At 61.9% G+C, this 25,065-nt stretch carries 21 protein-coding genes; 13 read left to right on the top strand and 8 right to left on the bottom strand.

The window, feature by feature from the left end; genetic code table 11:
• Positions 1-143 precede the first annotated feature (143 nt).
• Positions 144-2,276 (top strand): sensor histidine kinase, encoded by a 2,133-nt coding sequence (locus J8C05_RS05805; RefSeq protein ID WP_211421340.1) that lies wholly within the window; start codon positions 144-146, stop codon positions 2,274-2,276.
• A 10-nt stretch (positions 2,277-2,286) separates the two neighbouring features.
• Here the strand turns inward: J8C05_RS05805 and J8C05_RS05800 are convergent, their stop codons facing one another.
• From J8C05_RS05800 to J8C05_RS05780, 5 genes are all read right to left on the bottom strand, one after another.
• On the bottom strand, positions 2,287-5,016 hold the full coding sequence (locus J8C05_RS05800; protein ID WP_211421339.1) for a S9 family peptidase: 2,730 nt from the start codon (positions 5,014-5,016) through the stop codon (positions 2,287-2,289).
• 23 nt (positions 5,017-5,039) lie between these two features.
• Positions 5,040-5,918 (bottom strand): hypothetical protein, encoded by an 879-nt coding sequence (locus J8C05_RS05795; protein ID WP_211421338.1) that lies wholly within the window; start codon positions 5,916-5,918, stop codon positions 5,040-5,042.
• Positions 5,919-5,978: 60 nt separating this feature from the next.
• Positions 5,979-8,273: a carbohydrate binding family 9 domain-containing protein gene (locus J8C05_RS05790; protein ID WP_211421337.1), complete on the bottom strand. Its 2,295-nt coding sequence runs from the start codon at positions 8,271-8,273 to the stop codon at positions 5,979-5,981.
• Positions 8,274-8,386: 113 nt separating this feature from the next.
• Positions 8,387-9,646: a molybdopterin molybdotransferase MoeA gene (locus J8C05_RS05785; protein ID WP_211421336.1), complete on the bottom strand. Its 1,260-nt coding sequence runs from the start codon at positions 9,644-9,646 to the stop codon at positions 8,387-8,389.
• Positions 9,647-9,652: 6 nt separating this feature from the next.
• The gene (locus J8C05_RS05780) at positions 9,653-10,933 is read right to left on the bottom strand and encodes an RNA-binding domain-containing protein (RefSeq protein ID WP_211421335.1); all 1,281 of its coding nucleotides are present in this window, start codon (positions 10,931-10,933) and stop codon (positions 9,653-9,655) included.
• Between the two features lie 231 nt (positions 10,934-11,164).
• On the opposite strand from J8C05_RS05780, the gene rpiB reads away from it, so the two are divergent.
• Entirely contained in the window at positions 11,165-11,617 is a 453-nt protein-coding gene (gene rpiB / locus J8C05_RS05775) for a ribose 5-phosphate isomerase B (RefSeq protein ID WP_058867702.1), read from the top strand.
• A 41-nt stretch (positions 11,618-11,658) separates the two neighbouring features.
• Positions 11,659-12,912 (top strand): serine hydroxymethyltransferase, encoded by a 1,254-nt coding sequence (locus J8C05_RS05770; protein WP_211421334.1) that lies wholly within the window; start codon positions 11,659-11,661, stop codon positions 12,910-12,912.
• Between the two features lie 132 nt (positions 12,913-13,044).
• Here the strand turns inward: J8C05_RS05770 and J8C05_RS15615 are convergent, their stop codons facing one another.
• Positions 13,045-13,779: a prepilin-type N-terminal cleavage/methylation domain-containing protein gene (locus tag J8C05_RS15615; protein WP_281503748.1), complete on the bottom strand. Its 735-nt coding sequence runs from the start codon at positions 13,777-13,779 to the stop codon at positions 13,045-13,047.
• 158 nt (positions 13,780-13,937) lie between these two features.
• Between J8C05_RS15615 and J8C05_RS05760 the strand changes: the two genes are divergently transcribed.
• The 6 genes from J8C05_RS05760 (at position 13,938) to J8C05_RS05735 (ending at position 18,692) form a co-directional block, all read left to right on the top strand.
• Positions 13,938-14,753, top strand: coding sequence for a 3'(2'),5'-bisphosphate nucleotidase CysQ family protein (locus tag J8C05_RS05760; protein ID WP_211421333.1), 816 nt, complete (start codon positions 13,938-13,940; stop codon positions 14,751-14,753).
• A 26-nt stretch (positions 14,754-14,779) separates the two neighbouring features.
• Complete coding sequence (gene kdsA / locus J8C05_RS05755; RefSeq protein ID WP_211421332.1) at positions 14,780-15,595, top strand: 3-deoxy-8-phosphooctulonate synthase; 816 nt, start codon at positions 14,780-14,782, stop codon at positions 15,593-15,595.
• A 104-nt stretch (positions 15,596-15,699) separates the two neighbouring features.
• Entirely contained in the window at positions 15,700-16,281 is a 582-nt protein-coding gene (ribH, locus tag J8C05_RS05750) for a 6,7-dimethyl-8-ribityllumazine synthase (protein ID WP_407062867.1), read from the top strand.
• A gap of 86 nt (positions 16,282-16,367) precedes the next feature.
• A complete protein-coding gene (gene nusB, locus J8C05_RS05745; protein WP_211421331.1) occupies positions 16,368-16,838 on the top strand; it encodes a transcription antitermination factor NusB in 471 nt (156 codons plus the stop codon).
• Positions 16,839-17,068: 230 nt separating this feature from the next.
• The gene (locus tag J8C05_RS05740; RefSeq protein WP_211421330.1) at positions 17,069-17,962 is read left to right on the top strand and encodes a hypothetical protein; all 894 of its coding nucleotides are present in this window, start codon (positions 17,069-17,071) and stop codon (positions 17,960-17,962) included.
• A gap of 31 nt (positions 17,963-17,993) precedes the next feature.
• Positions 17,994-18,692, top strand: coding sequence for a SanA/YdcF family protein (locus tag J8C05_RS05735; RefSeq protein ID WP_211421329.1), 699 nt, complete (start codon positions 17,994-17,996; stop codon positions 18,690-18,692).
• Here the strand turns inward: J8C05_RS05735 and J8C05_RS05730 are convergent.
• Complete coding sequence (locus tag J8C05_RS05730; RefSeq protein WP_211421328.1) at positions 18,667-20,052, bottom strand: cytochrome P450; 1,386 nt, start codon at positions 20,050-20,052, stop codon at positions 18,667-18,669. The two genes, J8C05_RS05735 and J8C05_RS05730, sit on opposite strands and share 26 nt — an antisense overlap.
• A 15-nt stretch (positions 20,053-20,067) precedes the next feature.
• Entirely contained in the window at positions 20,068-20,685 is a 618-nt protein-coding gene (pyrE, locus tag J8C05_RS05725; protein WP_459543819.1) for an orotate phosphoribosyltransferase, read from the bottom strand.
• Positions 20,686-20,793: 108 nt separating this feature from the next.
• On the opposite strand from pyrE, the gene hemW reads away from it, so the two are divergent.
• The 4 genes from hemW (at position 20,794) to J8C05_RS05705 (ending at position 24,997) form a co-directional block, all read left to right on the top strand.
• Positions 20,794-21,993 carry a radical SAM family heme chaperone HemW gene (gene hemW / locus J8C05_RS05720; RefSeq protein WP_211421327.1) on the top strand — a complete coding sequence of 400 codons (1,200 nt, stop codon included), beginning with the start codon at positions 20,794-20,796 and terminating at the stop codon, positions 21,991-21,993.
• A gap of 129 nt (positions 21,994-22,122) precedes the next feature.
• Positions 22,123-22,464, top strand: coding sequence for a hypothetical protein (locus tag J8C05_RS05715; protein WP_211421326.1), 342 nt, complete (start codon positions 22,123-22,125; stop codon positions 22,462-22,464).
• Positions 22,465-22,694: 230 nt separating this feature from the next.
• A complete protein-coding gene (locus J8C05_RS05710) occupies positions 22,695-23,567 on the top strand; it encodes a UbiA-like polyprenyltransferase (RefSeq protein ID WP_211421325.1) in 873 nt (290 codons plus the stop codon).
• A gap of 197 nt (positions 23,568-23,764) precedes the next feature.
• Positions 23,765-24,997, top strand: coding sequence for an ATP-grasp domain-containing protein (locus J8C05_RS05705; protein ID WP_058867421.1), 1,233 nt, complete (start codon positions 23,765-23,767; stop codon positions 24,995-24,997).
• Positions 24,998-25,065 lie beyond the last annotated feature (68 nt).

Below are 25,065 nucleotides of genomic sequence, written 5' to 3'. Positions count from 1 at the left end.
TTCCGACAGCAGGGGCATAACAAATTGGAAAAGCGATGCCGCGCTGGCTACACTTCAGGCTATCCATTCAGCCCAACCATTGCAAAAGACGTTTTATGCCATCCGGGAAACCACACCCCCACCGGCATCCACCATGGAGAAGATTGCTTCTGGTACTGGCCCTGTTACTGGCAGCCGGACATACAGCGCCGGCCAACCCGGTTGTGATCAGCGACCGTCCGGACAGTCAACCGCTTACGGCCCAACTCGATCAACTGGAAGACCCCACCCGGCAACTCACCATCGAGCAGGTGGCCCGCCAACCGCTTCCCTTCACTCCGGTAGCTACCGACTACCTCAACCTGGGCTATACGTCCTCGGCCTACTGGTTCCGCCTGCGCCTGCGAAACGATCTGGCGTATCCGGTGGAGCGGGTCATCGAGGTCGAACAACCCTATCTGGGCCGCGTCGAAGCCTACCTGCCCCGCACTGACACCGAAGGATTCACCTGCCTTGCTGCTGGAGACGAGTTGCCCTTTTCAATCCGGGCCGTTCGCCACCGCCTGCCGGTGTTCCCCATCTCCCTGCCGGCCCACGCCGAACAGACCATCTACCTGCGCGTCGAAACCAGGGGTGCGTTTACTTTTTCGGCTGCTCTCTGGAAGCCACTTGAACACGGCCGCAAGGACCGTGTCCATACCTTTTTCCTGGGGGCCTACTACGGCTTTCTCCTTATCCTTCTCATTTATAACGCGGCATTCTTTTTTGGCGCCCACGATCAGACCAACATTTTCTTTGCCGGCTATGTCACCTGCATCGGCCTGTTTCAGGCTTGCGCGGATGGCTTTGCCACTCAGCTTCAGGAGTGGTTCTTTGGCGGCCTGCTTGTGGAAGGACTGCGGCTGCGGCTTGTTTTTGGCAACGCGGCCTGCGGCATGGCTGCCCTCTTTACCCGCAAGTACCTTTGCCTGCAAAACTTCTGTAACCGTGGACTGAGTGTGTTGGCAGGGGTGTTTTTCAGCATGGCCGCCATTGCCGCCATTGCTCCGACACAGACCGTAGCCAGGATTTCAACGTATCTTATGGCACTGGGGGTGCTGCCGGGACTGTTTTCTTCCATTGGGCCGCTGCGTCAGGGCTACCGGCCGGCGCTGTATTTCCTGCTGGCGTGGTCGGCGGTGGTGCTGGCCGTCATACTCAACACGCTGCGGACGGCCGGAGTGCTTTCGCCGGCCATTGCCTGGCCGTCGGTGCTGCACCTTGGCACGGTCGTGCAGGGCCTGTTCCTGTCCGTGGGGCTGGTTGCCCGCGTGGCCCAGCTTCAGCAGGAAAAGGAAGCGGCGCAGGCCGAAGCCGAACGGCGGACGGTTGAAGTGTCGCTTTCAGAAGCCTTCAACCGACAGCTCAAGCAGGCCAACGAAGAACTCAACCAGGCACTTCTGGCGCGTGAAGAGGCACGGCGGGAGGCCGAACAGCGCCGGGCCGAAGCCGAAGCTGCCAATGCGCGTCTCATGGAACTTGATCGCATCAAGTCCGAGTTCACCGCCATGCTTGTCCATGACCTGCGTTCTCCGCTGGCAGCCGTCAAGGGGACGCTCGAACTCATCGAAGAGGTCCTGCCCGACACTGACCCGGACCTGCATGAACTCGTGCGCGCTTCCCAGGGCAACGTCCAGCGGACGCTCGACCTCATCACCGACCTGCTGGAACTTGCCCGCGCAGAATCTCAATCGCTCAGCCTTGATCTCCAGTTACTTGATTTGGCGCCGTTACTCCAGCAGTGCATTGAAAATGCCCGTCTCGGTGCGCCACACCCGCTGACGTTTGTCCGCGATCTGCCTCCCAACCTGCCTGCCGTCGCTGGCGACAGCCGCAAGCTGGAGCGGGTGTTTATGAACCTGCTGACCAACGCGGCCAAGTTCACCCCGCCCGACGGCAGAATCACAGTTACGGCACGGGAAGTTGTCGGCGAAGGCGTCGAAGCCGGTTTGTCCTTTGTCGAAGTGTCCATTACCGACACGGGCAAGGGCATCCCGGCTGCCGAACTGCCGTTTCTGTTTGACCCCTACCGCCAGGGCGGACAGGGCAAAAAGCACGTCGGGTTTGGGCTGGGCTTGGCCATCGTCAAACGGATTGTCGCGGCCCACGACGGTAACGTGACGGTCAAAAGCCAGGTCGGGGTCGGCAGCACCTTCACCGTGACCCTTCCCTGCTGGGCCAGCAAAGTTGGCCAGACCTCGCTTGCTGCACCGGAGCTGGCTGGAACCGGCGACAGCGGCGAAGCCGTCTTTACATGACGGTCCAGACCTAAAACCGGGACTCGACCAGTTCGAGAGCAATTGCTGCGCCGCCCAGACTGGCCCCCTTGACCGCGAGCCTGACCGGCAGCCGGGTGGTCGCATCCACCCAAACGACGGTTTGGGTGCCGCCTTCATCGGTAAGTTCCACGCGGTAGGTGTTGAACGTCCCGGAGGCCACCTGTGCTTCCTCCATACCGACCACCCGAAGCTGAACGAGCGTCGGGCGGCCGTTCTGGACGTTGAAGTTGCGCAGCGTGGCCGTATAGCCAACCGCCAGCGGCAGGCGCCCGATGACAAGATAGCGCCCGGCACCGTCGGCCAGCAGTTCGCCCCCCAAATCAGCCGCCAGCGGACGGGGCGTGCCGTTGAGCTGTACCGAACCGTCTGCTTTGCCAGCCCGGAACGCCACATCCACCGTGAGCGGCCCCTGACTGACCTGCCGCGCACGCACCACCAGGGAGGATTTTTCAAGCTTGGTGGTCTCCACGACCGTTCCCATGGGGAGCCGGGTTTCCTCACGGATTTCCCACAGACCATCGGCTTCCGTGACCATGGTTTCCACCGTGGCGGGAATGCTCTGCCCCGGCACCTCAATCGTTCCGCGATAGCGCAGGACGCCAGCCTGCAAATCCCTTTCCGGTCGGGTCAGCGCCGGTGAAGTGACACCCACCCGTGCCGGACGGGTTACGGTCTTGACATCCACGGTGATGTCTTTCAGGCGCGCGGCAACCTCCTCCGGCATTGTCTCCTGGAAACGTCCCTTGAGATAGGCCGCCAGAAACCGTTCGGTTGCGGCATAGAGCGCCAGGTTGTTGACCGGGCGGGCAAAGCCGTGACCTTCATCCGGCGCGCAGAGATACTCAACCGGAAAGCCCCGGTCCCGCAGAGCGACTACGATCTGGTCCGCCTCGGATTTTTTCACCCGTGGGTCATTGGCCCCCTGGACGATCATCAGCGGCGTCTCGATGCGATCGGCCGCGTTGAGCGGCGACTGCCGTTCCATACGGGCGCGGTCTTCCGGCCGGCCGGGATCGCCCATCCGCGTGTGAAACAGGCGGCGGGCGGCTTCCCAGTAGGGCGGGATGGTTTCCAGCAGGGTGATGAGATTGGACGGCGCGACGATGGCCACGGCCGCTGCGTAGAGTTTGGGCGTAAAAGCCACCCCGGCCAGCGTGGCGTAGCCGCCGTAGCTGCCGCCCATGATGCCGATGCGCTTGGGGTCGGCAATACCCTGTGCCACGAGATACTTGACACCCCACGTGAGGTCATCCTGCATCAGATCGCCCCACTGCCCATTGCCGGCATTGAGAAACTTTTTTCCGTAACCGGTCGAACCCCGGAAGTTGGGCTGGAGCACGGCATAGCCCCGGTTGGCCAGAAACTGCACCTGCCGCTGGTATCCCCACACGTCCCGCGCCCACGGGCCGCCGTGCGGCAGCACGACGAGCGGCAGGTCCCTGGCCGGCACGCCTTTGGGCAGCGTCAGGTAGGCCGGAATCTCCAGGCCGTCCGAGGAGGGATACCGGATGGCTTTCATCGGCGCCAGGTGTTGCCGGTCCAGCTTGTCATAGAGCCGGTACTGAAGCGTCAGCCGCCGGGCGCGCCGGTCGAACAGATAGGTTTCGCCGGGTTCGGTATCGCTCGTGGCCACGACCACCCACAGTTGCTCGTCGCGGGTGCCGGAGGCAAAGGCAATGTCCTTCCCCGGCAGACGTTTCTGTAGCCACTGGTGGTCGCGGGCATAGCCCTTGTCACGCCAGTAGGTGCGTACCCGTTCGTCAACGTAGCTGGTGGCCACCAGGTTATTTGTCACCTCCGAAAACGAGGCGCTGCCAAAATCCACCCGGCCGAGCGGGTCGCTTTCCACCAGTTCTTCCCTGCCCGTCCGGGGGTCAAACAGCACCAGCCGGGTCAGATCAACACCGTTGCCCCGGTTCGTGACCATATAGACCCGCTGCCCATCGGCGTGCATCCGAATGGGACTGGCGGACTCAAAAACACTACAGCCATAGACCTTCACCAGGCGGTCAGCATCCACGCGCAGCACTTCGGTATCCCCGTTGGGTGCCACCCGTATGGCCAGCCGCAACTGCCCGGCCTCGTCGAAAAACCACCCTGAGATTTGCTCCCGGTTTTCCCGCAGCCGCGTCCGCTCACCGGTCGAAAGCTTGAGCTGATAGACATCGTGCCAGGCCGGATCACGGTCGTTGATCCCCAGGCACACGACATCCGGGGCGTCTCTGGGCACGGCGTAGATTTGCACGCGCACGCCCTTGAGGCCGGTCAGGTCGCGTGCGGGCGGCACGTCGCGCCCGGCAGCCGGAGCCGCTGCGGGATCGACGGCGTAGAGGTTGAAATTTTCATCGCCGCCCTGATCCTGCACGTACAGGATGAACCGTCCATCGCGTGTCCAGAAAAAGTTGCGCAGCGGGCGCGTCGTGGAATCCGTCAGCGGCCGCGCCTGCGTGAAGGGTTCGTCTGTCCGCTTGACCCAGATGTTGAGCGTTTCCCGGTAGGGCTTGAGAAACGCCATGTATTTCCCATCGGGCGACAACTGCGCCCCGGCCAGGTCGGGATTGCCGAAAATGAGCTGGCGGTCAATGAGCGGCGGCAGTCCGGCCCGGACCGGCACGCTCATCCCCACCCCGGCCACCAGAAGGCACAGCAGGTATCCCAGAGAAACCGGAAACACCGCCCGGAACGCCGTCCGGACGGCCTTTCTCGTGTCAACTTCCATCTCAGACCTCCATCCGCAGGGGCTTACTCAACCGTAAAACGGATTGTGCCGATGACCGCCCCATCCTTCACAACTTCCACCCGGTACACACCCGGCGGGAAGCCGCTACCTGAAATCAGGGAAAGCTGAATCCAAGTCAACCGGCTGTTTTCCTGGGTAATCGTTGGAAAATCAACCTCGCCAATGAGCTTGTTGCGGGACAGCCGCGGTACACGCTCGGCGTACCAGCGTGACCCGTAGTTTTCCCCAATCTCCAGTTTCCGGGGATAAATCACGCAGGTCAGCCTGGTGTCGCGCGTGGTGAAGGACGACGTAAACTGCAGGTCGTCATCGCCAAGCGGGCGTGCCATCTTGAGGTCACGGAGCTGTTTCCCGCCACCTGGCGGCGTATCATCGCCGGTGTCACTGCCTGATCGGTTGTCGTCTGAGCGGTCGCCGCCGGAAGGCCCCCCGGAGGATGTACCGGCGCGTGTCAGTTGTACCCCTTCAACCGTCATCGTCCAGCGTCCGGCTGTGAGTTTTGGAGGACTCTGCACCGCAAACCGGGTGGTGAAAGGCCCTACGCCAACTTCAAAGTCATCCCCGATGAACCGCCGAATCGGGACATTTTCGATTTTAGACGAACTGGAACCCGTCCGCCGTTCCCAGAACACTTTGCCGTCGGGCTTGATGGAAAGCGTTGCCTCGGAGCCGCTCCAGTCACCAACATACGCCTGCTTGTCTGAGGGAATTCCGCTGCCGCCTGAACCCGCAAGAAGGATGACGCCAAGGATGACCGCAATTGCCAGAACTGAAAAACACCCGCAGCCGCCGAGAACCCACAACCAGGTTTTACCCGACTTTTTGGGTGGGGCTGGAGGGGCGTAAGGGGAAGGACTGTAGGGTGGTGGGTAAGGCTGCATAAGAAACCTCCAGGGGTCAGGTTGCCCGCAATGGGGCAGGGGTGGGCATAACAGCCCGGCTTAGCGGATGAAGTCGTAGGTCACTTTGATCTGAAACTGGCGATTGGGACGCTCGACACCCACGCCGGTCGTCTGGTTGTAAATGAAAAAAATGTCCGAGTTCGGGCGATAGATATAGCGCACCCGGGCATTGATGCTGGTCAGGCGGGCGGCAGAGTTGACCTGCACCAGACACGTTGAAAGCCACTTTCGTGAGAAGTTATACGTTACCCGTCCGTTGAACAAGCTGGTTGAGAAATCTCCCTGTGGCAACTGGACAGCGTTGAAGCCGTGGCTCGCTTCGAGTGACAGATGGGAGTCGGGGCGCCAGGTCAGACCGGCACTGGCTTCCTGACGCTGCCCGCTGTAGAAGCTGCCCCAACTGCCCCCGGCGTCAAACACGATGCGCCGGCTGCGATTCGTCCCAAAACTTGCCCCGTGGCGGTTGAAGGTGTACGAACCCGGTGGAATGACAATCCCCGGCCGAATCCGAAACGGACGGGTCAGCACATCGGTTTCCGTCCGCCAGGGACGAATCGTCGCCGACGCCGAATTGGCAAAATCCACGCTGATGGCCGTGGCCACCGTACGGGTCTGGAGGTCGCCCGTCGTGCGGTCCTGGTAATACTCCCCAAACCCTTCAAAGCGAATCTCACGGATGGTTCCAGCCACGGCGGACGGCCGCCACTTGTAGGCAGCATCCCCGAAGTACTGGCGCACATCCCGGCGCAGGACAAAACCCATTTCCGGGTTGTAGTTGCGGCCGATTTCCTCATATATCCCAAAGAGCCGCATCTGATTCGTGTCATAGCCGCTCTGTACGCGAAAGGTCGTGGTATCACCGCGCAAACCGGGAGAAAAGGTCCTGGCGAAGAAGGCGTAGCTTGTCCAGTAGTCGTTGAAGTTGATCTGGGCATCGAGACCCACGCCACGGTTGTAGGGCCGGCCTTCGCCCCCCTGACGATTGAGGGCAATGGCGCCGACATTCGACCGCGTGCCCACATCGCGCTTGACCCGCGCCACGGTAAAGCGCTCGCGCGGTACGGCAACCCGTTCCGTTCCATCCGGCTGGACTTCCCGCAGCGGGCGTGTCTCCACGTGTAAAAATCCCAGGTTCCACTTCCCGGCCTTGCCCGTCACCTTGGCCCCGAAGTCAATCGGCAGCGGCGCGCCGTTATCGGTCAGACCAATCCGGCGGGTGAAAAACATCTGGTTCACACCGGGCCGCCCAAACAGAAAGATGCCGGCATTTTCGAGGAAAAAATCGCGCCTTTCGGGAAAAAACACCGAAAAGCGCGTCAGGTTGACCACCTGCTGGTCCACTTCCGCCTGTCCGAAGTCGGGGTTGACGGTAAACTCGGCCGTCACGGAGGGCGTAATCCCCACGCGCGCGACTTCAACGCCAACCGTCCCGGAAAAGCGCGGTTCAAAACGATTGCCAAGCGGGTCCGGCACATTCTGGCGGAGACGCCCCGTGACGTATGGCTTGATTTCCACCAGCCGGGAACGGGTAATGCCTTCCACGCCGGTCAGCACACCGGCCTGGGAAACGCGCAACAGTCCGAAAGCCCGCTGCCAGCTTGTCCAGAGCAGGATTTCGTTCTTGCGCCGGATGATGCGCGACACGTTGAACCCCCACGTATCCGCCCCTTTGCGAAACCGCAGACTCACCAGCGGAATGGCCATTTCGGCCGACCAGCCTTCCTGGTCGCGGCTGGCGCCCGAAAGCCATTGCGTATCCCAGGCGAGGTTGAAATCCCGACCTTCATCGGTAATGAGGGCATCGGACTGCGTTCCCAGGGGATTGACGGAAAACCGGTAGGCGTTGCGCCCGTCGCGGTAGGTATCTAGCAGCACCACGAGTTTGTCGTCGTTGCCAAAGCTGGAGTCACGGTTCAGATCGCGGGCGTTGATTTTGTCCGGCTCGCTGTCAAAACACCGGATGCCAATATAAACGTAGGTCTTGTCGTACAGCAGGCGGCACTCGGTTTTCTCGGTTGGAGGCGCACCTTCCACTGGTTCCTGCTGGCGAAAGTCGCGGATGACCTCGGCCGTTTCCCAGGCCGGTTCGTCAAGGCGACCGTCAATCGTGATCGCCTCATCCGTCCGGGTGATGCGTATGGAGGGGCGGGATTCGATGGCCACATTCTGCGCCCGGGCGGCGGAATCCCCCCACGCCATCCAGACCACCAGCCCAAAAGCCATCAGCCCACGGATGCGCGCCGGCTTCTGCCAGACCCAACCGGGCCGGCATAGACTCACAACGTGGGCGATGCGCATCAGAAGGGTGTTGGTCACAACCGCACGTTGTTTCACAAGGCGAGGCCTTGCAAGCAATTTTTTGTGGTTCGCCGGCGCCCCGGGCACGTGTCGGCCCGACACGTGCCGGCCTGACACGTGCCGGCCTGACACAGGCCGGCAGGTGATGTTCAGAGGCCCGGCCAGTCACCGACCAGCGAAGTCAGGCACAGCACTGGAACCACTTCTCCGGCCTGCCCGACGCGCTTGCCTTCGGGAAAGAACACCAGCCCCTGCGCGCCCAGCATCGAGGTCAGCATCCCCGATCCCTGCCCCGGCAGCACTTCGGCCTGCCAGCCCGTTTCAGTCCACACCAGACGCGCCCGCAGATAGGTTGGGCGGTCGCCTTTCGTCCTGACCTCGTGCGCCAGCCGGGCGCTCACTTCGGGAAGCCGCCAGCGGGTTTCGGGCAGGCCCAGCATTTTGCCCAGCGCCGGACGTACAAACAGGTGAAAACAGACCATGCCCGATACCGGATTGCCCGGCAGCCCAAAGCAGGGACGCCCCCGCAGGCGACCGAACAGCAGCGGCTTTCCCGGCTTCATCCATACGCGCCAGAAACGCGCTTCCAGCCCCAGCCTTTCGAGCGCCGGTTTGACCAGATCATGCTCCCCTACTGACACGCCGCCGGATGACACCACCACATCCGCCGTGGCGGCAGCTTCGGCAAAGGCGGCCTCGACCTGCGCTACGTCGTCGCGCACGAGCGGCAGGACGAGCGGCTGCGCGCCGGCCGCACGTACCAGCGCCGCCAGGGCGTAAGCATTGCTGTTGACGATTTTTCCGGGCGCTGGCGGTTCATCCACCTCAATGAGTTCATCACCGGTGGCCACAATGGCCACGACCGGCCGCCGCCGGACAGTGACAAACGCCCGGTGAAACGCCGCCAGGACACCAATGTGCGCCGCCGTGAGACACTCGCCGGCGGACATCACCGCCTGCCCGGCACGAATGTCCTCGCCGCGTCGCCGGATGTGGTCGCCCTCCCTGACCGGTCGGGTCAGCCAGATGGTATTTCCTTCACGGCGAACCTGCTCCTGAATGACCACGCCGGACGCGCCTTCCGGCAGGGGCGCGCCGGTCATGATGCGTACGGCCTGGCCGGAAGACATGGCTTGCTGCGGAAGCTGGCCGGCTGTGACCTGCTCGCTGACTTCCAGACGCACGGGCGAAGCTTCGCTTGCTCCGGCCGTGTCGGCAGCAACGACGGCATAGCCATCCATGGCGCTGTTGTCAAAGGGCGGCAGATCGTGGGGTGCGTGGACAGTTTCCGCCAGAATCCGCCCAACGGCCTCAAACAACGACACACGCTCGACACCGACGGGTGCAATCCACGCCAGTGACAGAGCTTGGGCCTCATGGACGGCAAGGGGTTGGTCATTGAGTTCCATGGTTTTTCAGTTCGCGGCCGGCAGCTCGATCCGAAACTCGTGGGGCAGCACGGTGATCTTCGGCTCCCGGCGGGCAAAACGCAGGGTTTCGCGGCGCACCATAGGCAGGCCGCCGGTGTAGGTCGTCACGCCGTAGGCCGCATTTTTGAAGAAGCTTTTGATCGTCGGGTTATTGGGGTGACTGACGCCGTAATCAATCGCCCCGCGCCAGATATGCTTGCCCACCGCCGGGTTGACGATTTCCAGCCGCCGCTCATAGAGCATGACGCGCACACCTTCCTGGCGTACGCCATAATCCCGATGCACCAGCGCGTTGGTGATGGCTTCCATGACCGCCGGGCGTGAGTAGATGGACCGCGCCTCGGGGTCAGCTCCATTTCCCCGCCGGAGCGGGGGTGTGTCAGACAAATCGGCATAGCGCGTCAAAAAGCCTTCGATGCGCCAGTAGAGACTGGCCGCATTGCCGGTGAACGTCACCTGCTCGACGACCGGCGCTGTGACATCGTGACCGGCAAAGCGTGTCAGGACGACGTGGCTGCGTGGGAATGACGCCGTCATGGCGCGACTTTGCCCAAACAACACGAGTCCGGCCACGGTGGGGGCATAGTCATCGGCCGTCATGACCGCCAGCCGCATGTCGGTCATCGCCAGCGCCGTCGGGAAGCCCTTGGGCAACCGGGATTCATCCGGCACGATGGCGCGGATGTAGCCCCACACACCAGCTTCGTCAATGTCATCGAAAGACACGTCGTGCAGAGGCACCTGTTCATAGCGGACGCTGTCGTAGCGATGGAACAGTTCGGCAATTTCCTGACTGTCTGCTTCGCGTTTGGTCGAGCCGATACGGATGTAATACCGGCCGTCACGGGTGGCGTGGGGTGAACGGCGGTCATCCACTTCCAGCACCAGGATGCGCTTGCCGCTGTCGAAGGCAACCTTGTTGATGTAGGGGTGAACCGGCGGCACCATGGCCGTTGCACACAGTTCGCGCAACTCGGCTTCGACGCGCTCGGCGTCGTCAAGCCCCTCGATGCGGCAGGTATCGCTTACACCAAAGAGAATCGCGCCGCCGCCACTGTTGGCCAGGGCCAGAATTTCGGCGGCAATCCGCTCCGGGTTGCTGTAGCGAACCTTGAACTCAACCTCACTGTCCTCCCCGCCGCGTACCAGGTCGAGAACCTCACGCCGGTCAAGGGTACGCCCGTTATCACGCATCGTCAGGTGGGCATGCAGCGACCGCTCGGTTTCTGGCGGCCACCCACGACGCCGGATTTTTTTGCGACTCATGACAAGTGTCCCGTGGCAAAGTGAGACTGGCTTTGGAAGAAAAGGCGCAACGGCCCTTGCCGGTGTCCCCCGAACAGTAGGACATACGGACGCTCAGGGTAAAATAATTCCCGCCGAAAAGGTAAGCGTGCTACACTCGTGGCACGTACGCCAACGTACACTTCACACCGGTCCCGGCAGCAGGACATCACGACACAACATCACTCGGCGTTGTTTCCCGGAGTTTTTCACATGAAAGTTGCCCTTGGCAGTGACCATGCCGGCTTTCCCGGCAAAGAAGCCGCAAAACGGGTGCTGGAACAACTCGGTATCCCTTACGAAGACTTCGGCACGGCAACCGATGCGGAATCGGTGGATTACCCGGACTATGCGCGCGCCGTCGGCGAGGCCGTTGTCAGACAGCAGGCGGATGTGGGGCTGCTTTTCTGCGGCACCGGCATTGGCATCGGCATAGCTGCCAACAAAATTCCCGGCATCCGGGCGGCGGTCGTCCACGATGTCGAGACGGCCCGTCTGGCCCGGGAACACAATGATGCCAACGTGCTGGCCATGGGCGTTCGCAATACCAGCCCGGACCTGCTTCCGGCGGTCATCGAAACTTTTCTCAAAACGGATTTCGCCGGTGGGCGTCATGCCCGCCGGATTGAAAAAATCGCGGCGCTCGAAGCGGCCGCCTCCCGCTGACTTCTCCCCCCTGACGACTTCATTTTCTGGAAAGACCTGCCATGTCCCTGAACCTCAACCGTTCCCTGTTTGAAACCGATCCTGAAATCGCCCAAGCCATTGCAGATGAGACCAACCGCCTGTCAGACGGGCTGGAAATGATTGCCTCGGAAAACTATGCCAGCCGTGCGGTGATGGAAGCCGCCGGCTCGGTCATGACCAACAAGTATGCCGAGGGCTATCCGGGGCGGCGGTACTACGGCGGCTGTGAATTTGTGGATGTCGCCGAACGTCTGGCCATCGAGCGGGCCAAACAGCTTCTGGGCGCTGAGCATGTCAATGTCCAGCCCCATTCCGGGGCGCAGGCCAACCTGGCCGTGTTTCTGGCGGTTCTCAAGCCGGGCGACACCATTCTGGGCATGGATTTGGCGCACGGCGGGCACCTCACCCACGGACATCCGCTCAACATCTCCGGGATGTACTTCAACGTTGTCACCTACGGGGTGGACCGCGAAACCGAACGGCTGGATTACGACGCCCTGGCCCAACTGGCTGAAAAACACCGTCCCAAGCTCATCATCTGCGGCGCCAGCGCCTATCCGCGCCAGATTGACTTTGCCCGCATCGGGGAAATCGGACGCTCGGTTGGCGCCCGGGTGCTGGCCGACATGGCGCACATTGCCGGACTCGTTGCCGCCGGTGAGCATCCCTCCCCGGTGGGACAGGTGGATTTTGTCACCACAACGACCCACAAAACCCTACGCGGACCACGGGGTGGACTTATTGCCTGCCGGGCGGAAGATGCCAAGCTCATTGATCGGGCGGTGTTTCCCGGCGTACAGGGCGGACCGCTGATGCACATCATTGCGGCCAAGGCTGTGTGCTTCAAAGAGGCCCTCGAACCGTCCTTTGTGGAGTACCAGCGGCAGGTTCGGAAAAATGCCGTCGCCCTGGGTGAAGTTCTTGCCGGCGCCGGTTTTCGCCTCGTCACCGGCGGTACGGACAATCACCTCATCCTCGTGGATGTTTTCACGAAGGGCATCACCGGCAAGGCCGCTGAGCAGGCACTCGAACGGGCCGGGATCACGGTCAACAAAAACACCATTCCCTTCGACACCAACCCTCCGCTGGTAGGCAGTGGGATTCGCCTCGGCACACCGGCGCTGACCACCCGCGGGATGCGCGAACAGGACATGCGCTACGTCGGACAGCTTATCGTCGAGGTCCTCTCCGATATTGACAGCCCGGCAACGCAGGCGGCAGTCCGGCAGAAGGTGCGGGAACTGACCCGCGACTTTCCACTTTACGGGCGATAGCCGTCCCGGCCACTGGGGCCAGGCACGTCCAGTCAGGGGTGTCAGTGATCGCTGTTTTTGGGAAAAAGCCGCAATAAAAACGGGGGCGTCAGAGTTGACGCCCCCGTTCGCGCTTGGCAATGAGTGACGAAACTAGTTGCCGATGGGCGAAGATTCGGAGTCGGCAAGCTGGTTCGAGGCATCCGACGAGCGAACCACACCGGTTTCGTTGATGAAGAACGACCGGTTGCCCGTGCGCGAAATACCTTCTGACTGTGAGGGCCGGTTTCGCACGGAGTACAGCGCAGCCGACGTGGAGGTCTTGGGCGTTGCACTGTAGTTCTGCAACGAGAAGCCGCTCTTCGGAGTCGTCGTGGCGTTGATGACGGTTTCATCCAGCATGCCGACCTCGTTCGTGCCGGAACCGCCCAGCAGGGAGATAGGCGAAGCGAAGTTGCCGCGGCCGATACCAGACTCATAGGTGGCGTTGGCAGAGTGAATGTTGCGGAGGGTCTGCTGCGCGGAAGCATCGTTGGCGCTCCGCCGGGCAGCGAGAAGGTTCGGAACTGCAATCGCCGCGATGATGCCGATGATGGCAACGACGATGAGCAGCTCAATCAGTGAAAAACCCTTTTGCTTCTTGAGGTTCATAGCGGTAGGTCTCCTTGGTGGTGAAAGGCCGGTGGCCGAAAATGGTTGCCCTGTATCCACAAGGCATGAGAACTTTGCAGCTTGATACCACTGCAAACGATGCCTGAAGCTTGCGCTTTCATCACTCCAATGAGGCAAACCCTGTGCCAAAACTTTCCAGCCTTCCCGGTGTGACCCGCCTGCCCACATCTGATACATCCTTGCCGCATTTTTCCGCACCACGGTTTCCGTTTTCACGTGGACGACACATGTCTTTCACCAACCGTGACGGTTTCATACCTGACACTTTGCCGACAATACACCCAGCGTGACATTTTATGTCACATTACCAGAGCAGATTCTGTCACTTATTGACGGCTCCACCCCGCTCCTGAGACGCTCCTGCCCGTTTGATCATGCTCGATTCCGAAACCAGCTTCATTTGCCAGTTGGCCACAGAGGCCGGGCAGCGCGTTCTTTCCGACTTCCAGCCCGGCCGCCCGGTCCGTTACAAGCCGGATGGTGAACCGGTAACGGACACCGATCGTGCCATCAACACGTTTCTGGTGACGGAACTCCAGCGCCGCTTCCCGGACGACCTCATTGTTTCCGAAGAAGCGGAAGACGACGATGCCCGGCGGCGCGCTTTGGCGCATCGGGTCTGGTTTGTCGATCCGATTGACGGCACGCGGGAATTCATCGCCGGCAATGGTGAATTCTCTGTCATGATCGGTCTGTGCGTGGAAGGCTGTCCCGTCGTGGGCGTTGTTCACCAGCCCACAACCGGCAAAACATGGTATGCCAACCCCCACGGCGCCTGGCTCACTCAGGGGAACACCTGTCGGCCGTTGCGGGTTTCGTCTGTCAACCATATCCCCGACATGACCCTGGCGGCCAGCCGGTCGCACCGCAACCGCTACCTCACAGCGGCCGCGCAGCGGCTTGGCATCCAGAAAGAAATCATCTCCGGCAGCGGCGGACTCAAAATCGGGCTGCTCGTCGAACAGCGCGCCGACCTGTTTATCAGCGCCTCGACCCGCTCCAAGCTCTGGGATACTGCCGGGCCGGAAGCTATCCTGCGGGCCGCCGGCGGCGTACTGACGGATTTTCAGGGCCGGCCGCTCGACTACCGCCAGCCGAACCTGCATCATCGGGCCGGATTGATTGCCAGCAACGGTCTCCAGCACGCGGCCATCGTTGCCCAGGTTTGTGATCTGTTTCCTCCGGCGTAGGGCCCCCAACTCCCAAGGTCAATCCCATGTCCACACCGCTTTTTTCACGCGCCCAACAAGCCCAGGGTTTTTTCCTCATTGCCGGCCCCTGTGTCATTGAAAGCGAAGCCCATGCCCTGCGCATGGCCGAAGCCATTTCCCGGATTGCCCGGCAGATGGGCATTCCCTACGTATTCAAGGCGTCATACGACAAAGCCAACCGTACCTCCCACACCTCTTTCCGTGGACCCGGTATGGAAGAAGGCTTGCGGATTCTGCAACGGGTCAAGGAAACCCACGGCGTGCCCATCCTGACGGACATCCACGAAACGCACCACGCGGCAACCGTCGCGGAAGTCGCTGACGTGCTTCAGATTCCGGCCTTTCTGTGCCGCCAGACCGATCTGCTCCTGGCGGCGGCGGCAACCAAACGCACGGTCAACGTCAAGAAAGGGCAGTTTCTGGCCCCGTGGGACATGCGCCCGGTCGTCGAAAAACTCCGCGCAGCCAATGCCGCGGACATCTGGCTGACCGAGCGCGGAGCTTCGTTCGGCTACAACAACCTGGTGGTGGATATGCGCAGCTTCCCAATCCTGCGCGAGTTGGGCTGCCCGGTCATCTTCGATGTCACCCACAGCCTGCAACGCCCCGGCGGACGTGGCACAGCCTCGGACGGTGACGCCATCTTCATCCCGCCTCTGGCCCGCGCCGGTGTGGCCTGCGGCGTGGATGGACTTTTCATGGAAGTCCACGACGATCCTGCCCGCGCCCTGAGTGACGGGCCAAATGCCCTTCCCCTCGACCAACTCGCCGGACTGCTCCGGCAATTGGTCGCTATTGACCGGGTGTGTCGTCAAGCCTGAAGCACCCCGCCCGGCAATGACCAACATCAGGTGACAACAGGGCGGGTGACAGGGCCCATCCGACCGCGCTGGCCGACCGCGCCGGTTGCACACAACCCCCAGCCATGGTACACCACACCGGCCTGAATGCCCGTCAAGTGACGGCCAAGCCGGATGACGGGCGCAGCTTTTTCGACCGGAGTCAGGGACTGAAGACCGTGCGCGAAATTCAGGGAAAACTTGTTGCTGACGGGTTACGGGTGGCGTTTGTCGTCAGTCGCTGGAATGATTTTGTCGTCAACCGGCTGCTCTCCGGTGCGCTGGATACTTTTGAGCGGCTCGGCGGGCGGCTTGACGACTGTGCCGTGGTGCGCGTCCCAGGCTCATTTGAAATCCCCCTGACCGTCAAAAAACTGGCCCTGACCTCTGCCTGGGAAGCCATCGTCTGCCTTGGGGCCTTGGTGCGCGGCGAGACGCCGCACTTTGACTACATCGCCGCCGAGGTGACGAAAGGCATTGCGGCCGTGTCGCTGGAAACCGGCGTCCCGGTGACCTATGGCGTCATCACGGCTGAAAACCTCGAACAGGCGATTGACCGGGCCGGCATGAAAGCCGGCAACAAAGGGGTCGAAGCCGTGCTGGCCGCCATTGAACTCGCCAATCTCTACCGGGCCATTGAAGCCCGCCAGGCAACCGGGCGTTCGTGACACAACCCGTCTGTCGCAAGTCCGGCAGGCTGGTTTGGCCAGTGCCGGCCCGGCAGCTTTTCCCGACCACAGCTCCCTGAAACGCTATGGGTTCCCGTCGCCGTGCGCGCGAGTGCGCGCTGCAAATGCTTTTCCAGTACGACTTAAGCCAGCCCTCCCTGGATGACCTCTTCGAGAGCTACTGGAACGAGTTGACCGAACTCAAAGAGGAACATCAGGAAAAAGTCCCGGCTTTTGCCAACCGCATTGTGACCGGGGTCATCACCTGCCTGTCCGACATTGACCTCATCATCAGCCGCCACGCGGAACGCTGGCGCATTTCGCGCATGGCCGCCGTGGACCGCAACATCCTGCGCCTGGCGGTTTACGAGTTCCTCCACGAACCCGACACGCCACGGGCTGTCGTCATCAATGAGGCGCTCGAAATTGCGCGCCGTTTCAGCACGCCGGAAGCCACCCAGTTCATCAACGGCATTCTGGATGCCATCAAGCGCGAACTCGACGAAACCGGTGCGCCGCCTCTCCGGCCGGCATCGCTCCCGCCGGCTCCACGTTGATTTCGGCTGCGCCGTGGCATACCTTTTCCAAAGGTTCACCTACTTACTTCGGCGCATCTGACGGAAGCGCTCAAACGAGGTCGCAAACCATGACAGGGATGAAATTTCGCCGCTCCTGCGACCAATGTGGTACGACGTTTTTTTCCACCGATCGCAAGGCACGGTTTTGTGCCAAACACCAGCCCCGGCGGGCCGCACCGGACACCACCGGGCGTACCACACCGCCGCCGATGTCCGCCCCCAAACTGGCCAAGGTCGTCATGGGCAACCGCCCGTCCGTCGGCCTGCCCAGTGGTAAACGGCAGAAAGGAATGCCCCGGCAACGTCAGCCGCAAATCCGGACCCTGACGCCCGAAGTCCGGGCGCGCATCGCTTCCGCCTTCCAGCACATGCGGACGGTCCCAGGCAGCGCCATCCCACTCGATGCCAAACACATCGAACGCTACCTGCGCCGCATTCACACGGCCATTTCCCAGCAGTTGTGGGTCAGCCGCGCCCTTGTCTCCCAGGTCATCCAGGAACTTCGCACGGCGCTCGAAATCGCCACCATTGATCTGACGCCGGAGCAACGGGAGCAGGCCATTGCGATGTATCGCCACTTCATTGAAACCGGCGAGCGTCCACCCGGTGGCCGGCGGCGCTTCATCGCCCAGCAACTTGGCGTCAGCCCGGATGCCGTCATCCTGGTGATTCGGCAGTGGGCACAGTCACAGTATGCCCAGTCGCCCACGCCCAAACCGACCCGCCAGCAGCTTTTCCTCGTCGAAAAGAGTTTCTACCACTATCTGACCGAAGGCCAGGAGCCTTACGAGGAACTGCCCGAAGCCATTGCGCATGACTTGGGCTTTGTCACGCCCTACCAGGTTCTGCGGTGGATTGATGTGCTCTATGACAACAGCAAGTTTCCACCCGATCTGCCGGAAACGACCCTGGACCAGCGGGCGGCCATCGTTGCCGAATATCTGGACTACCTGAGCAAGGACCTGCCGCCGGAGCGCGCCCTGCACACCACCATTGCCGAGAAGGTGGGTGGGGTGACACCCCGGCAGGTGCACAAGGTGCTTTATGACTACCGGGTTGAGCTGCGCCAGCAATGCCTCCAGCGCACCCTTGTCACCGCCTGAAGGCTGCCCGGACACATCACCGCCAACGCCCATGTTTCGCCTGACGCGGTGGCAGTGGACAACCCTCCTAGGGTTGACGCTGCCGCCGCTTTTTATCGTTCTTGCCAATACCTGGGTGGTTTCTTCAACCCAGGGACGTGTTTTTGAGCGCCCCACCGACATCCCGGCCAATGCCGTCGGGCTCGTCCTGGGAACAGCCAAATACCTGCCGGCCGGGGGACTCAACCCGTACTTTCAGAATCGCATGCAGGCGGCGGCCGACCTGTACCACAGCGGCAGGATCAGACACCTGATCCTCAGCGGCTCGAATCAAACACCGGCCTACGACGAACCGACTGAAATGCGCAAGTCGCTGCGCAGCCTGGGCGTTCCCGACGCGGCCATGACGGCCGATTATGCCGGCCGCCGCACCCTCGACTCGGTCGTTCGCGCCCGCGACATCTTCGGACAGCACCACTTCACCATCATTTCCGACAAGTTTCACGTCTATCGGGCGCTGTTTCTCTGCGACCGGTTTGGCATCCGGGCCATTGCCTACGGTGCCCCTGATCTGCCCTGGTCGGCTTCGGTACGGACGCGCCTGCGCGAATATGGCGCGCGCTGCAAGGCAGTTCTGGATGTCTATGTCCTGGGCACGCAACCCCGCTTTCGCGGACAGCCCATTGCCCTGCCCGTGGACGCGCCGGTTGCCACAGACACCCCGCCTATTGCCCCCGCCGTTCAAAAGTGACCCGCACGCCGTACTTCGGCCGCAGCGTAAACATCGTGTCGAACTCAATCGGGTGTCCCGGCACGAGCCTGATCCGGTAACGCTGCACGATCATGGCCAGAACCAGTGTGGCTTCCATCAGGGCAAACTGGCTGCCAATGCACACGCGCTGGCCGCCGCCAAACGGAAAGTAGGCAAAGGCCGGACGACCGGATGACCGCTCCGGTGTGAAGCGTTCCGGGTCGAAACGTTCGGGGTCTTCCCAGAAATCGGGGTGGCGGTGCGTCAGAAACTGGTTGAGCGCCACGAGACTTCGTCCCGGAATGAAGTAGCCACCGATTTCGTCTTCGTGAATCGCCTCCCGTGGCAGGCCCCAGGCGGGAGGGTACAGCCGCATGGTTTCCTCGATGACCATGCGGGTGTAAGGCAAACGCCGGAGGTCTTCCACGGTTGGCGAAGCACCACGCAGCACCGACACGACTTCTTCGTACAACCGCGCCTCCACGGCCGGCTCCCGGGTCAGGACGTACAGCGCCCAGGTCAGGGTAATGGCGGTCGTTTCATGCCCGGCCAGCAGCAGGGTGATGACTTCATCCCGAAGCTGGGTGTCGCTCATGGCTTCGCCTGTTTCCTCGTCCCGTGCCGCCATCAGCATCGAGAGCAGGTCCGGCGCCGGATTGAGCGTTTTTCGCCGCCGCTCGATGATTTGATACACAACGGCATCCAGCCGCCGCCGGGCCGCTTTGAAGCGCAGGTTGGACGGAGTTGGCACCCACAGCGGAACGGGCAGGGTCGGACGCATCCTGAAACCGACGAAATCAAAGGCCACCCGCAGGTTTTGCCCAAAAGCGTCGGCCTTTTCGCCTACCGGTGTTGAAAAAAGCGTCAGCCCGGCAATGTTCAGCGTCAGCAGTGCCATGTCCTGGGCCACATCGAAAGCTTCTGACTGGCGCGCCCGGTTGTCCCACTGTTCAAAATACGCTTCTGTCTCCGCGACCATCGTGGCCGCAAAGCGGCTCAGCGCCTGCCGGTGAAACGAAGGCTGCATGAGCTTGCGCTGCCGCCGCCAGAAATCGCCGTCACTCGTCAGCAGTCCATTCCCCGTGATGAGGCCGATGGGGCCGTCAAAGACTTTTCCCTTGCGGTAGTTGTGCTGGTTACGCACCAGCACGTGCTCGACATACGCCGGATGCAGGACGAGATGCCAGTACAGGCCGGGCAATCCACGAAAGCGGATGATGTCGCCCAGCTCACGAAACATGCGGGTGTAGAAGTTCAGCAGGTCGTTGCGCACCGGAAGAAAGCTGCCGAACAGCCAGTGCTGGTCCCTGGGCATCGGCGCCAGCCGCTTCCCGGTTGACGTGGATATGGTGGCTTCCATAGCGGCGTACCTTCCTCAGCCGGAGATGAACGTCCGGCTCCCAGGCTTGACCAGGGGAACGTCCGCCCGGCACAGCGGACAGTCCGGGGGAGCATACGTTGGTATCGTCAGCTTGATCAATGCGGCAAAGGGCCGCCCAAAATCAGATGGTCCGCCACGGCGGTCAATGATGGCGCCGACAGCCAGCACCTGCGCGCCACACCGGGTGACAACGTCCATGGTTTCCCGCGTCGAGCCGCCGGTTGTCACCACATCTTCCACCACACAGGCACGCTCGCCGGCATCCAGCGTAAAACCACGCCGCAGTGTCATCACCCCCTGCTCGCGCTCCGTAAAGACACATCGGACACCAAGGGCGCGCGCCACCTCATGGGCAATGAGGATGCCGCCAATGGCCGGTGCCACAATCACCTGCGGGCGCGCGCCAAGCGCCTCCAGGCGCTCTCCCAAAGCCGCCCCAACCTGACCGGCCACCGTCGGAAACTGAAGCAGCCGCGCACACTGCACGTACTGGGGACTATGCAGCCCGGAACTCAACAGGAAGTGACCCTCCAACAGCGCGCCGGTTTCCTGTAACAAGCGGTACACATCGAGTGTCGCCATACCCACCATGATACGCAGCAAGATATTCACGACGCCAGCCGACCACCCGCAGCCACTGTCCCGGAGCCACACCGGTTGTCCACGCCGGCCGAGTTCTGTGAACCTACTGCTTTGTCCTTTCCGCTGTCTATGACAACCATGGCTGTGACAACCACGCCGCGAACGCCCACCCGACCTGGCGTGTCCGCCCGCCTGGGAGTGTACGTGCACTTTCCCTTCTGCGTCACGAAGTGTACCTACTGCGCCTTCGTCACCCGCAGTTACGACGCCGACGGGGCGGCCCGTTATCTCGCGGCGCTGGAAACCGAGCTGCACCATTTTCCCGAAACCTGCGCCACCGTGCCGTTGGAATTTGCCACCTTTCAGGCGGACACCCTGTACTTTGGCGGGGGAACGCCGTCCCGGATGACGCCGGCCCAACTGGAACGCCTCCTCATGGCCTGTCGGGCAGCGTTTGACTTTGCACCCGACACGGAAATCACCCTTGAAGTCAACCCCGGTGACGCTGAGCCAGAGCGACTGGAAGCCTGTCGCAACCTTGGGATCAACCGCCTGAGCCTGGGGGTACAGTCCTTTTTCGACCGCGATCTGGCGCTGACCGGGCGTGACCACGATGCCCAGGCAACCAGACAGGCCGTTCAGGTGGCCCGCCGGGCTGGATTTGACAACCTGAGTCTTGACCTCATCGCCGGGCTTCCCGGCCAAACCCTCACCGACTGGCGCACCAACCTGCTGGAAGCCCTCGCACTCGAACCGGAGCACCTGTCGCTCTACCTGCTCGAAGTCAAGGAAGGGACAACCCTGGCCCGGCAACTGGCGGCTGGCCGCCTGCCACTGCCGGATGATGATCTTGCTGCCGAAATGTACCTTCTCACCATGGAGCTTCTGGGCGAGGCGGGTTTCGAGGCGTACGAAATTTCAAACTTCGCGCGCGCCGGCTACCGTGCACGCCATAACCTGAAATACTGGCGGGACCTGCCCTACGCCGCCTTTGGCGTTGGGGCTCATGGCTACGACGGTGTCGAACGCTACTGGAATACCGACCGTTTAGAAGACTATTTCACCGCTGTTGACGGCCGGCGTCACGCCGTCGTGGCCCGCACCCGGCGTACTCCCCACGAGCGATGGCATGAGGCGCTGATGCTGGGGCTGCGTCTGGATGAAGGGGTTGACCCGGCAATGTTGCACGCCGGTTACGGCATTGACCTGTGGCGCGATTATGCCGCCCCCCTGGAAGAGCTCCGGTCCGCCGGACTTTTGATGGTCACAGACGGGCGCATCCGCCTCACACCCCGCGGACGGCTCCTCTCGAATGAAGTTTTTGTGGCGTTTTCATGATGGATGAATGAAATTCACGGTAGCGCCACACGGTTCCACTCCAATCAGGTCAACCTTGCCTGCCACGTGGTTTTTGTCTTTGCCAGTCCCCGCGTTGTTTGAACTTTTTGAACTTTGAAGGACCTGGCCATGACGCAGAGAGTCAACGTCCTGTGTGTCCGTACGGCGGATGGGCAGATCGCCCCCCTTGCCGGTGAGCAACTCGACATTCGTAAAATTTTTGATAATGCCCTGCCTGTCTTCGAGCGTGAGGAAGCCGGGATGTCATTTCTGGCGCGCTACATTCCCCCCAGCCCGGATGAATTCTTCGTCACGCGCTACGAAGCCATCGGCAATGTCCGGGAGTTTGCTGAGCAGCACAATCTTCAGCTCTGGCTCGATCCCCAGTGTGACTTCAACGGCAATCTCATCCCCGAATCCGGCATCAAGGGCGACCCCAACCGGATTGCCAGCATCGTCCTGAAACGTTAGGACGTTTTGCCAGCGCCTGTCTCCCGCTGCGGTCAAACGGATGCCCACCGGGAGGCAGCGCCCCGGAAGGCTCTTGCCGGCCGGCTGGGAATTGCCTTTCCGATGCCTGTTTTCCGGCACTGGGGCTTGCCAGGCTTCCCCCGTCCCGACTAGGAAGACACCAGGCCCCCGGAGATTCTGACGACCCCGGATAGCGGGTCGTCGGGGACAAGCCTTGGGAGTGTCACGCGATGTCCACGGTGCTGCGCAATGTCAGGACGACCTGTGAAATGATCAAAATCGAGCACACGCTGTTTGCGCTTCCCTTTGCCTTTCTGGGGGCGCTGCTGGCAGCGCAGGGACTGCCACGGCTCGATCAGATCGGGTGGATTACGCTGGCCATGGTCGGGGCGCGCAGCGCAGCCATGGCGTTCAACCGCCTGGTGGATGAAAAATACGACGCGGAGAATCCCCGCACGGCGCAGCGGGCGCTGCCCGCCGGACTGGTCAGCCGGCGTTTCGTCCTTGGTTTCATCATCTTCTCCGCAGCGCTCTTTCTGCTCGCGGCGGCGATGCTCAACCCGCTGGCGCTGTGGCTTTCCCCCGTCGCTCTGGGTTCGGTGCTGCTCTACTCCTACACCAAGCGGTTGACGTCGTTTTCCCACATCGTGCTTGGCTGGTGTCTGGCCATTGCCCCGGCCGGCGCCTGGGTGGCGGTCCGTGGCACGCTCGATGGCGAGGCCGTTCTGCTGGCGCTGTGCGTTCTGCTGTGGACAGCCGGCTTCGATATTCTCTATGCCTGCCAGGATTATGACTTTGACCGCCAGCACCCGGAGTTGCACTCCATTCCCAAATGGCTCGGTATTGCCCGGGCCATGCTGGTGGCCCGTGGCCTGCATGCCGCCATGTTTGTGGCGCTGCTCGTGCTGGTGGTGGTGACCGGGCTGGGTGGGCTGGCCTACGTTGGCGTGCTGGCCACCGGTGTCCTGCTGGTTCACCAGCACCGTCTGGTCAGCCCAACCGATCTGTCCCGTCTCGATGCCGCTTTTTTCACGACCAATGCTTTCGTGAGTGTCATTCTCATGCTCACGCTGGGCACCGACGCGGCCTTTCTCCGCCGCTGAAGTCCACAAACCCTCTCCGACAGAACAACGAAAGGCTGCCGACAAGCCAGTGAACAGTTGACGTGTGGGCGGTAATTGGCAAAGCTAGGCCGACGTCTGTGCGTTACGGCACAGTACCTTCACGGTGCGGACGAGCGTACCACGCAGCCGCCGGCCAGGCCGGTTGGACGTGGTCTGTTGCGAACTGGAGTGGCCTGATGAATCTCTACGAATACGAAGGCAAGTCGCTGTTCAAAAAGTACGGCATCCGCGTCCCGGAGGGCATCTTCATCAACTCCCCGCAAAATGCCGGCAATATCGAAGCCTTTGTGGAAGAGGTCGGTGAAGTCGCCGTCAAGGCGCAGGTGCTGGCCGGCAAGCGGGGCAAGGCCGGAGGCATCCGGTTTTGCAAAACGGCCGAAGGGGCCGAACTGGCCGTCGAACTGCTGCTCCACGCGACAATTCACGGGTCGGAATCCGTTGGGGTTCTGGTCGAACAACGGCTGTCCATCGTGGGCGAATACTATCTGTCGCTGACCTTCGATGGCTGGCACCGCGCCCCGGTCGTGATCCTGAGCCAGCAGGGGGGCGTTGAGGTCGAGGAGCTCACCCAGCGCCATCCTGAAAAGCTGGTCATCCGGCCGATTGACTCCATTTTCGGACTGCCCGAATGGAAGGCCCGTGAAATCGCAGCCGAAGCCGGTTTCCGTGAAGAGCGGATGCGCAAGATGGCTGACCTGATGGTACGCGCCTACCGCTGCTTCCGTGAAAACGACGTCCGGCTGCTCGAAATCAACCCCGTCATCGAAACGCCCAAGGTCAACTTTTTTGCCGCCGATGCCGTGGTCATTCTCGACGATGACGCCATGACGCGCCACCGCGACTTCAACTATCCGCCACGGGGCGGGCTGGGGCGCCCGCTGACGGAACGTGAACTCCAGGCCAAACTCATTGACCAGAACGACTACCGGGGTGTTGCCGGGAAATACATCGAACTCGATGGCGACATTGCCATGATGAGCGCCGGTGGTGGCGGCTCGATCACGAACATGGACGCCCTGATCAGCTATGGCGGCCGTCCGGCCAACTACACCGAGTATGGCGGCAATCCACCGGCTGAAAAGGTCGAGAAATTGACGCGCGTCGTGCTCTCCAAGCCCGGACTGACAGCCTGCTGGCACGTTGGCGCTGTCGCCAACAACACCCGCGTGGACATCACCATGGAAGGCTTCATTGCCGGTCTGCGGGCCATCCGCCCGCCCTTCCCGATTGTGGTCCGGCGGGGTGGGCCGGGCTGGGAAGAGGCGCGGGCCTCCCTGGAGCGCGCCCGTGAGGAACTCCATCTGGATATGACGATTTTTGGTCCTGAAATGCCCATGACCGAAAGTGCCAAAGTCGTCATTCAGAAAAGCGAGGAATACAAAAACAGATTACGTGGTCTGAACTGCTGAGGCAGGCTGTTGCCACAGAAACAGGCTGTTGCCACAGAAACAGGCTGTTGCCACAGAAACAGGCTGTT

The organism is Chloracidobacterium sp. N (assembly GCF_018304765.1).
In the GTDB taxonomy this organism is placed as follows: domain Bacteria; phylum Acidobacteriota; class Blastocatellia; order Chloracidobacteriales; family Chloracidobacteriaceae; genus Chloracidobacterium; species Chloracidobacterium aggregatum.
This window is presented reverse-complemented; position numbering and strand designations above follow the sequence as displayed.